The sequence below is a fragment of the Paractinoplanes rhizophilus genome (assembly GCF_042664765.1).
GTDB classification, from domain to species: domain Bacteria; phylum Actinomycetota; class Actinomycetes; order Mycobacteriales; family Micromonosporaceae; genus Actinoplanes; species Actinoplanes rhizophilus.
The window spans coordinates 1-1,951 of sequence record NZ_JBHTBJ010000098.1; the positions used below are offsets into that span (position 1 = coordinate 1).

General features: G+C 70.4%; 1 protein-coding gene. It reads left to right on the forward strand.

Annotated features, from left to right (window positions below; translation table 11 throughout):
- Positions 1-90 precede the first annotated feature (90 nt).
- The gene (gene tnpC / locus ACFQS1_RS40340; protein ID WP_378978333.1) at positions 91-1,842 is read left to right on the forward strand and encodes an IS66 family transposase; all 1,752 of its coding nucleotides are present in this window, start codon (positions 91-93) and stop codon (positions 1,840-1,842) included.
- Positions 1,843-1,951 lie beyond the last annotated feature (109 nt).

Below are 1,951 nucleotides of genomic sequence, written 5' to 3' on the forward strand. Positions count from 1 at the left end.
GGTAAGTAGTCCCAATTCCCGTGGGTGACTGTGCGTGACACGGACAGTTGGTGTGTGATCGGGCGGTCGTGATGGTGTTGGTTTGCGGCTATGACGGTCTCGTCGGGTGTCACGGTCCAGGCGGATGCTGATGCGGGGCTTCAGGCTGTGCTGGCTCGGGTGGTGGAGGCCAACGAGCGGTGGGAGCGGCTGGCCGCGCAGTTGCGGGAGGAGAACGCCGCGCTGCGGGCGGAGAACGAGTGGCTGCGGGAACGTGATGTGCGGCGTGAGGCCGAGTTGGAGCGGGTGTCGGCGGAGCTGGCGGTGTTGCAGCGGCTGGTGTTCGGTCGTTCGTCCGAGCGGGTCAGGCCGTCGTCGCCGGCCGGCGAGGATGACGATGGCCAGGACGACCAGAGTGGACAGGGCGATGGACCTGGCCGGCGGCAGCCGCAGAAGGCGTCGCCGCGGGGGCCGGGTGGCCGGGCCGGTCGCCGGGACTACTCGCACCTGCCGCGGGTGGAGGTGATCTGGGACTTCGCCGGGGGCGGGTACTGCTGCCCGGAGTGCTCATCACCGTTCGAGGCGTTCGACGATCATGCTTTTGAGCAGGTTGATTGGCGGGTGACGGTGCGGGTGGTGGTGCACCGCCGGCGCCGGTACCGGCGGCGCTGCGCGTGTGCGGGACCGCGGACGGTGACCGCGCCGGGCCCGCCGAAGGCGGTCGGGAAAGGCCGGTTCAGCAACGGGTTCATCGCGATGTTGCTGGTCGAGCGGTATGTTGCCGGGCGTTCCCAGAACTCCCTGATCGCCGGACTGGCCCGGCAAGGCGCGCAGATCAGCTCCTCGACGCTGGCCGGGACCTGCGCGGCGGCCGGGGCGCTGCTCGCGCCGCTGGAAGAGGCGATTGTTGCCCGCAACCGTGACTCGTGGCATCTGCACGCCGACGAAACCTCGTGGCATGTGTTCACCCCCGACGACGGGGACGGCCCGGCCCGCTGGTGGCTGTGGGTGTTCATCGGCGCGGACACCACCTGTTTCGTGATGGATCCGACCCGGGCCGGGGCGGTGCTGGCCCGGCACGCCGGGATCGACACCACCACCGGGCAGTTGAGGCCGGCCGAGGACGGCGGGCCGCGGCGGCTGGTCATCTCCAGCGACTTCTACACCGTCTATGCCTCGGCCGGGCGCAAGACCGACGGCCTGACCAACCTGTACTGCTGGGCCCATATCCGCCGGTATTTCGTGCGGGCCGGCGACGCGAACCCCACCCAGCTGGCGTACTGGACCCGGGACTGGCTGGACCGGATCAAGGCCCTTTACGCCGCTCACGACGAGCTGACCGACGCGTGGAACGCGTCCGTGGCGCCCGCACCCGGACGGGCCGCGGTCGAGGCGGCGGCACGGCTGGACGACGCGTACACCGCGTGGGACACCGCCTTGGAGGCGATCGAGGTCGCCCGGCAGGCCCAGATGAAAAGCCCTGGCCTGCAACAGCCCGCGAAGAAGGCCCTGGCCACCCTGGACCGCGAGTGGGACGGCCTGGCCGCGCACCGCGACTACCCGATGATCAGCCTGGATAACAACGCCTCGGAAAGGGCGCTGCGCCGGCCGGTCGTGACCCGCAAGAACGCCTACGGCTCCCGCACCGACGCCGCCGCCCGCCTCGCCGCGACCATCTGGACGGTCACCGCGACCGCCGAACAGGCCGGCCTGAACGTCCTGACCTATCTCACCGCCTACCTCGATGCCTGCGGACGCAACGACGGCAAGCCGCTGACCGGCCCGGACCTGCAACGATTCCTGCCCTGGAACGCGTCGGCCGCCGACCTGCACACCTGGGCCCAACCACCCGAGACCGGCTGACACCAACCCCGCCATCACGACGGCGCCGCCGCAACCGGCCACGCCGACCGTCACCATGCCCACGAACCGCGTTACCCACAGTCACCCACGGGAATTGGGAGTACTTACG

Excerpts from the sequence above, each read along its gene's own strand:
- tnpC (WP_378978333.1), top strand. The coding sequence starts at position 91 with ATGACGGTCTCGTCGGGTGTCACGGTCCAGGCGGATGCTGATGCGGGG.